This window comes from Sedimenticola hydrogenitrophicus, from assembly GCF_025175675.1.
In the GTDB taxonomy this organism is placed as follows: domain Bacteria; phylum Pseudomonadota; class Gammaproteobacteria; order Chromatiales; family Chromatiaceae; genus Sedimenticola; species Sedimenticola hydrogenitrophicus.
Window position 1 is genome coordinate 124,527 of the sequence record NZ_JANIOA010000007.1, and the last position, 7,681, is coordinate 132,207.

Here is a 7,681-nt window from a genome sequence, read left to right on the forward strand (position 1 = left end):
AGATGGGTTACGGCGCGCCCGACCGTCACGAACAGCCGTCAACAAGGGTGCCGCGCCTCCACCCATCCTACAGGCTACGGACGTGGTCCGCGTTTACCCGGGCGCGGTTTTCCGCTATCGCCACGACGCGCCGTCACCGGCTTTGGTCCGGCGGTTCCCCGCCTGGCCGGACTTGGCTTTCGCCTCCCCGTCCCCTCCGGCTGCCAGCTCGGCACCAGGTGCCGCTTGCCGTTGCCGATCAGATCGGCGCGGCCCATCTGCTTCAGCGCCTCGCGCAGCAGCGGCCAGTTCTCCGGGTCGTGATAACGCAGGAACGCCTTGTGGATACGCCGCTGCCGCCCGCCCCTGGGGGTCGACACCTGCTCCGAATCGCGCGTCACCTTCTTCAGCGGGTTGCGCTCGGTGTGGTACATGGCCGAAGCAATGGCCAGGGGTGTCGGCAGGAACGCCTGCACCTGGTCCAGGCGGAAGTCGTTCTTCTTCAGCCACAGCGCCAGGTTGAGCATATCCCGGTCCGAGGTGCCAGGATGGGCGGCGATGAAATAGGGAATCAGGTACTGCTCCTTGCCCGCCTCCCGGGAATACTTCTCGAACAGCTTCTTGAAGCGGTCATAGGTACCGATGCCCGGCTTCATCATCTTGTCCAGCGGCCCTTCTTCGGTGTGTTCCGGGGCGATCTTCAGATAGCCGCCCACGTGGTGGGTCACCAGCTCCTTGATGTACTCGGGATCGCGTACCGCCAGGTCATAGCGCAGCCCCGAGGCGATCAGCACCCGCTTCACCCCTTTCACCGCCCGCGCCTTGCGGTAGAGCTGGATCAGGGAGCTGTGATCGGTCTGCATGTGCTTGCAGACATCGGGGAACACACAGGAGAGACGGCGACAGGCGGACTCGATCTGCTCACTCTCGCAACGCATCCGGTACATGTTGGAGGTGGGGCCGCCGAGATCGGAGATGGTGCCGGTGAAGCCCGGCATCGTGTCGCGGAGCGTCTCGATCTCGTGAATCACCGACTCGTGGGAGCGGTTCTGGATGATGCGCCCCTCGTGTTCGGTAATGGAGCAGAAGGTGCAGCCGCCAAAGCAGCCGCGCATGATCGGGATGGAGAAGCGGATCATCTCCCAGGCCGGGTTCTTCGCCTCGCCATAGGCCGGATGGGACATGCGGGTATAGGGGAACTCGTAGAGCCGGTCGAACTCGTCGGTTTCCAGCGGGATCGGCGGCGGGTTGAGCCAGACGTCGCGCTTGCCGTGCTGCTGCACCAGCGCCCGGGCATTGCCGGGATTGGTCTCCAGATGAAACACCCGCGAGGCGTGGGCATAGAGCACCGGATCCGCCACCACCTGATCATAGGAGGGGATGCGCACCACCGCATGGGCACGATCCGACTTTTTCGGCCGCTGATGGAAGCTGGCCACCTGCCCCCCACCGGCCGGGGTGGTCTCGCAGGCCGGCTCATCGGCATAGGGTGACGGCTTGGGATCGACCCGCCCCGGCTCGTCCACCGTGCTGGAGTCGATCTCCAGCCACCCCTCGGGCAGCCCCTGGCGCATGAAGCCGGTGCCGCGCACATCGGTGATTTCGCCGATCGCCTCGCCCTGGGCCAGCCGATGCGCCACCTCGACGATCGCCCGCTCCGCATTGCCGAACATCAGCAGGTCCGCCTTGGAGTCCGGCAGGATGGAGCGGCGCACCTTGTCCGACCAGTAGTCATAGTGGGCAATGCGGCGCAGGCTCGCCTCGATGCCGCCGATGATGATCGGCACCCCCTTGAACGCCTCCCGGGCGCGCTGGGCATAGACCACCACTGACCGATCAGGCCGCTTGCCGCCCTCCCCGTCCGGGGTGTAGGCGTCGTTGGAGCGGATCTTGCGGTCGGCGGTATAGCGGTTGACCATGGAGTCCATGTTGCCGGCGGTGATGCCGAAAAACAGGTTGGGCTTGCCCAGCCGCTGAAAATCGGCCACCGAACGCCAGTCCGGCTGGGCAATGATCCCCACCCGAAAGCCCTGCGCCTCCAGTAACCGCCCGATCAGCGCCATGCCAAAACTGGGGTGATCCACGTAGGCATCCCCGGTCACCAGGATCACGTCGCAACTGTCCCAGCCAATGTTATCCATCTCCGCCCGGGACATGGGCAACACCGGCGCCGTGCCGAACCGCTTGGCCCAGTACTGACGATAAGAGAAGAGATTGGGAGCCGATTGCATGGGGAAGTACCGTGGAAAAGTTGACGGGAGAGTATACCGGGTTGAAACGCGAAATGCAGGCAGATTTGCTCTTAACCTGATGAAATAAAAGGTTAAAACGCCAGAAAAAGCATCGGGCTCATGACCGGAAGACCAACGCGCCCCTCGAGAGCGCCAGCCCTCCCCCGAGCGGCCAGTCGAGAAACTGTTTCACCTGCCGACGAATCTTTGCTAGCCTGCTGAGAATCTAAGGAATGCTTCAATAGGACGCATGAGTATGTATCCGTCTACAAAGAATGTTGTGCCTGCCGATGACTTTATGCTTTCAATCGACTTTGATAATGGCGAGCATGGCACCCTGGACATGAAACCGTTTCTGGATTTTGGTGTTTTTCGACGGTTAAAGGATCGCAGTGCATTCAAGCGGGTGCGGGTTGTCTTTGACACCATTGAGTGGGATTCTGGAATCGATCTGGACCCTGAGTTTGTCTATGGTAAATGTAACCGAACGACCGTCCAACCAGACACTGCGGGCACAAAATGACCGTGTGGCTGAGGCTGGCATTAAGAAAATGATGGATCTATTTGCAGATTAATCATATCAAGCAAGTCTGATCATTTTGATTGCGTGCATGAAGACCCGAGGTGATGAATCATGAACACAGCAAAAGATTAAGTGAAGGCGCTTCTGGACAAGCTCCCTGACGATTGTTCGCTGGAAGATGTCCAGTATCATCTTTATGTAGTGGAAAAAATCCACAGCGGGATAGAACGTGCTGAGAAGGCAGGTACGATTAGCCAGGATGAAGCTGAAAGGAAGCTCTGCAAATGGATCTCGAAGTAAGGTGGTCGCCAGAGGCAACCGAAGACCTTGAAGCCATCGCTGAATATAAAACCAATCGAGTCTGCCCCTTTTTGATTATGGTACCAATGCATCCAGTCGTGCGCATAACATCAGATAATACTGCGTCAGTATTTAATTATACTGATCAAATCACGTCCGCTATTACTAGCTTTAATTGTGCTCATTTTTTCCTTAATCACCTTGATAGCACGCAGTCGGATCAGAGAGTAGTCGTTACGGCATTCCAGGATTCTCTCTGTAAGCGTTTATCCCAATCTGTACCCAGCTTCGAATGGAATACCGAGTATAAATTTAGACATAATCAGCGTGATTCCATCGACATATTTGGCGCTAATCCAGAATTCGTGGTGATCATTGAACTTGATAAGCACAGAGCTGACCAAGTCACGAAAAAATTTGTTTCTAGAATATCTGAAGATTTCGGTAAAAGCGTCTTGTACATATCGCTTTGCTACCCTGGAACTAAATCCATGAATTTATCTGAGTGCATCAAGTATTTAGGCTATTTGGGATCACTATCAGAAAGAATTGGAACTTCATACATTGGGATGGTTATAGAGCAGGAAAGACAGGGAGAAAAAAATGCAAGCTAAAGGCACCAACTCCAACACTGGAGAATATTTTGAGGTCAATTTGAATGGCCTAGATCAGAGCTTTATAGAATCCATGCTTAAGTTTGACTTACCTGATAATTATGTCAAGAAGGCAATAGAGAACTTAAACGTATCCGCCGACGTAAAATCAATGCTGTACTCATTCTCGAAAGCGACATTAAAGGTTGGGGAATACATTCTAAAAATCGGTCGGAAAATAATCGACTTTGTTTTCCAAATTTATAAAGAGTATCCATCAGCAACTTTCGGCATGATATTCGGAGCCATCGCGGGTTTTTTGGTTTCAACAATTCCAATAATAGGAACTTTACTTGGCGCATTTTTTACACCAATCGCCATTGCTATCGGGCTTGTTGGAGGCATCAAAGAAGATCTAAAAGATAAAGCGCTATTAAGAAAAATTGCTGAGGCTAATGCAAAATTCTCGCCGCTAGGAACGGAAGGATAATGGACAACAAGAATAATTGGTTTGATGATGTTGATAACATACTTTCGGAGACTTTGAATTTCAAAGTAAAACTAGGAATTGGTGAGGATGCTTATACTTCATTAAGGATAAAAAATGCAGCCTCTGACATATGGGAGATCGCGGGGGCTGCGACAACAGGCGCGACAGTCGCGAATTCAGCTATAGTCGCCTCAACTTTTTTTGCCCCTTCAGGTCTACTGGCTATGGTTGGCCTTAGTGGCGCAGCCATAACCCCCATTGGATGGGTTATTGCCGCAGGAGTAGTTACTGGAGGAGCTTGGATTGGAGTCATACGATATCTTAAAAAAATATCAGCAGATCGAGTCACCATAGTTCCGAATTTCATTAATTCTCCAATCGACGTCTTAGCTCTAGGTCTTTTTGATTTAATTGCCCCATTAGCTATAAAAATAGCCGCAGTTGATAATCATCTAGATGATTCCGAGCATTCACTTATACGTGAATACTTTGTGAAAGAGTGGGGCTATGACGGGGCATTTGTTGATCTGGGAATAGGATTTATTCATACAAATTTGGAGAACTATTCAATTGAGGATATTGCTACAACACTGGCTAAGTTTACCAATGAAAATAGGGATTGTAATTTTGAAGCAATGTCTAAAGAAATAACAGTTTTTTTGCACGACATAGTACTTGTGGATGGTCGTAAAGATGAACGTGAGGAGAAGGCGATAGCGACTGTACAAAGTATATTTCAGTATGCAGAGCGCTCAACGCTTGGACGTGCTTTTAGAAAGCGTAAGTAATATCAAACGAATCAATGGGTCGAATCAATGGAATCAATGGTGGAATCAATGGGGTCAGACTTGGGATCAATGGGGTCAGACTCGATTGATATTTGATTGAAAGCGCAGTATAGTGCCAGCATCAACTATTCCGGGAGCAAGGAAATGGCACGCTTACCCCGATTTGTAATCCCCGGCCAACCGCAACACGTCATTCTGCGCGGCAACAATCGATCCGAAATCTTTTGTGCCGATGCCGACTACCAGTTCTATCTGGAAAAACTTCAGCTGGCCTGCAAGGCCCACAATTGTGATCTTCATGCCTATGTACTGATGACCAATCACGTACATTTGCTGATCACCCCGCATACAGAGCAAAGACTCTCCAAAGTCATGATAATCAATGGGGTCAGACTCGATTGATATTTAATTGAAGGCGCAGTATAGTGCCTGCACCAACTATTCTGGAAGCAAGGAAATGACACGCCTACCCCGATTCGTAATCCCCTTTTGGTTTTTAGCGGAGAAATTGTTTCACCTGCCCACAAAGCTTTGATAACCTGCTGAAAATCTAAGGAATATCTGGATGGCGGGATGCTGAATACCACTCCAACCCAGTATCCCGGCCAGGTCAACCAAAGCAGATGGAATAATGCCTGGAACAGATAGATCGAGTATCGAAAATTATGCGAGTGCAACATTTCTCTGAATTTGCGCAAGGCCAGGAATCATCGGTTATGCCCTGCCTCCGGTTTTTTCAGACAATTTCCACTATTAACGCTTGACGTTATTAACGTGATGCGTCAGTATTGACTTATGATCATATCGTTCAAGTGTAAGGATACCGAGAAGCTGGCGAGCGGTCGCCGTGTCAGACGATTCATGAATTTTGAGCGTGCCGCCTTAAGGAAGATTCGGCAGCTTCAGGCAGCTAGCCAGCTGGATGATCTTAAGGTACCGCCCGGTAATATGTTGGAACCGCTGTCTGGCAACCGTCGAGGTCAGCACAGCATTCGAATTAACAAACAGTTCCGGGTGTGCTTCCGCTGGACCAAGGCTGGTGCAGCAGACGTCGAAATTGTTGATTACCATTAGGAGGTAACTCATGCGAAACATTGATGCTGTAACGCCCGGTGAGTTACTGAAGGAAGAGTTTTTGGACCCTATGGGTATTTCTCAGTACCGGTTGGCAAAGGAGCTTGGAGTTCCCGCACAGCGAATCGGTCAGATTATTGCCGGAAAACGTTCCGTAACTGCAGACACTGACCTGCGTCTCTGTCGTTTCTTTGGCTTGTCTAAAGGTTATTGGCTGCGAGTTCAGGCATCCTATGACACTGAGATTGCCGAAGATGCCCTGGCGGATCAGTTGAAGAATATCCGCCCCTGGGACCCGGGTTCACAGGTAAGGCGTAGGGCATAACCAACGACTGTACGCAACCGATTTTCCGCCGCTTTGCGGCTCCAAAGGGAAAGCGGGACAGATTTATTTAAAGGTATTGAGAAAATAAATCTGCCCATATTTTCTACATCGCCCGCACCCGTCGCCGGATACAGACAAGGGTGCAGTCGCAGCAATTCCCAAGTGGCTGGAAGAGAACGGAGTGAAACCATGAACACCATGACGATCAACGGCTATCAGGCCGTCATCTCATTCAATCCGGACATCCAGATGTTTCGAGGGGATTTCGTTGGCCTGAATGGCGGAGCGGATTTCTACGCCAAGGATGTCGATGGATTGAAGCACGAGGGGGAAGTCTCGCTGCACGTGTTCCTCGAAGCATGCGAGCAACGCGGGATTGATCCGCGCAAACACTTCTCCGGCAAGTTCTCCCTGCGGATAGATCCGGCCACGCACGAGGCCGCAGCCATCGCCACCCACGGCCAGAGCCTCAATCAATGGGCGGCCGAGGCGATTCGGCAGGCGGCGCAGGCGGACTGATGGAAAGACACGGTGACAGAACCGGGTATGAAACCGAGGACGAAATGACAGGCTGTTTCCGAATGCCTTGCAAGCTTGCGGCTCGCCGGCCGCACTTCTGGCTTAACGTCCAGCCTTTCATCAGGCCCAAGACCCGCAGCCTGCCCACTCTCGGAAAACCGCGTCATGATCTCGCGCCATTGTGATACGGACCGGCGGATGCGTTGAGGTGTGCTCATGTCTGACTCCCAGGGTGTGAATGAGAGCTCAGAGTAGCCGGGGATGACCGCTTTGGGCAGACGTCTCAGATTGAACGCTTACATCCTTGTTACTCCGCCATACCTGATCAACCCGGGCTGCTGCCTGTCAGTAGCGACCGGCCGGGTGGTGAGTTAACCGTACACTGGCCACATCGACAAGTGGTACCGGCAGCGTTTCAGTGAACTTTACCCGACGCAGGTGTGTAGCCCTTAGTTTATAGGCATTGCCGATGGAAGCCAGCTTCTCGCCATCCCGACCAAAGACCTCGATCTCGAGATAGCCCGGAATGGCTGCGCTGCGTCCACGCCTGAAAAAGCGCTTTTGCAATTTACCACTAACCGTCAACTCAGTACCCTGTTGCCCAATACTGACGTGGGCGATCCGTAAAACACTGGAATCGTCAACCGTGACAGCGACCGGATGGGTTGTGCCGACATCGGTGACACCGTGAATGATGTAGTCGTCGGCTTGATCAGCGAAAACCGGTGTGCCGATCAGAAGCGATAGTGTGGCAGCAATGATATGATTATTGGTAAACATTTTTGATCCCTCCGTTAATGGCGACCTGTTAAATACAGCCGGATACCTGCCAAAAAGACCGCTGATACCTAGAATCCCT

General features: G+C 52.3%; 10 protein-coding genes. 8 read left to right on the forward strand and 2 right to left on the reverse strand.

Features of this window, described 5'->3' with window-relative positions; translation table 11 throughout:
* Positions 1–74: 74 nt before the first annotated feature.
* Entirely contained in the window at positions 75–2,210 is a 2,136-nt protein-coding gene (locus tag NPX02_RS06095) for a YgiQ family radical SAM protein (RefSeq protein WP_260292558.1), read from the reverse strand.
* Positions 2,211–2,466: 256 nt separating this feature from the next.
* On the opposite strand from NPX02_RS06095, the gene NPX02_RS06100 reads away from it, so the two are divergent.
* From NPX02_RS06100 to NPX02_RS06140, 8 genes are all read left to right on the forward strand, one after another.
* The gene (locus NPX02_RS06100) at positions 2,467–2,733 is read left to right on the forward strand and encodes a DUF2442 domain-containing protein (protein ID WP_260292559.1); all 267 of its coding nucleotides are present in this window, start codon (positions 2,467–2,469) and stop codon (positions 2,731–2,733) included.
* Positions 2,734–3,017: 284 nt separating this feature from the next.
* Positions 3,018–3,647, forward strand: coding sequence for a hypothetical protein (locus NPX02_RS06105; RefSeq protein ID WP_260292560.1), 630 nt, complete (start codon positions 3,018–3,020; stop codon positions 3,645–3,647).
* The gene (locus tag NPX02_RS06110) at positions 3,637–4,116 is read left to right on the forward strand and encodes a hypothetical protein (protein WP_260292561.1); all 480 of its coding nucleotides are present in this window, start codon (positions 3,637–3,639) and stop codon (positions 4,114–4,116) included. Before NPX02_RS06105 ends, NPX02_RS06110 begins: the two co-directional genes overlap by 11 nt.
* Positions 4,116–4,904: a TerB family tellurite resistance protein gene (locus NPX02_RS06115; RefSeq protein WP_260292562.1), complete on the forward strand. Its 789-nt coding sequence runs from the start codon at positions 4,116–4,118 to the stop codon at positions 4,902–4,904. Before NPX02_RS06110 ends, NPX02_RS06115 begins: the two co-directional genes overlap by 1 nt.
* Positions 4,905–5,048: 144 nt before the next feature.
* Positions 5,049–5,306, forward strand: a complete 258-nt coding sequence (locus NPX02_RS06120; RefSeq protein WP_260292563.1) for a transposase — start codon at positions 5,049–5,051, stop codon at positions 5,304–5,306.
* 459 nt (positions 5,307–5,765) lie between these two features.
* Positions 5,766–5,978 carry a type II toxin-antitoxin system RelE/ParE family toxin gene (locus NPX02_RS06125; protein WP_335342516.1) on the forward strand — a complete coding sequence of 71 codons (213 nt, stop codon included), beginning with the start codon at positions 5,766–5,768 and terminating at the stop codon, positions 5,976–5,978.
* A gap of 10 nt (positions 5,979–5,988) precedes the next feature.
* A complete protein-coding gene (locus NPX02_RS06130) occupies positions 5,989–6,303 on the forward strand; it encodes a HigA family addiction module antitoxin (RefSeq protein WP_260292566.1) in 315 nt (104 codons plus the stop codon).
* 189 nt (positions 6,304–6,492) lie between these two features.
* The gene (locus tag NPX02_RS06140) at positions 6,493–6,822 is read left to right on the forward strand and encodes a type II toxin-antitoxin system HicB family antitoxin (protein WP_260292568.1); all 330 of its coding nucleotides are present in this window, start codon (positions 6,493–6,495) and stop codon (positions 6,820–6,822) included.
* A gap of 345 nt (positions 6,823–7,167) precedes the next feature.
* Here NPX02_RS06140 and NPX02_RS06145 read toward each other — a convergent pair.
* Positions 7,168–7,681, reverse strand: a 514-nt coding sequence (locus NPX02_RS06145; RefSeq protein WP_260292569.1) for a hypothetical protein, incomplete at its 5' end; no start/stop codon positions are given.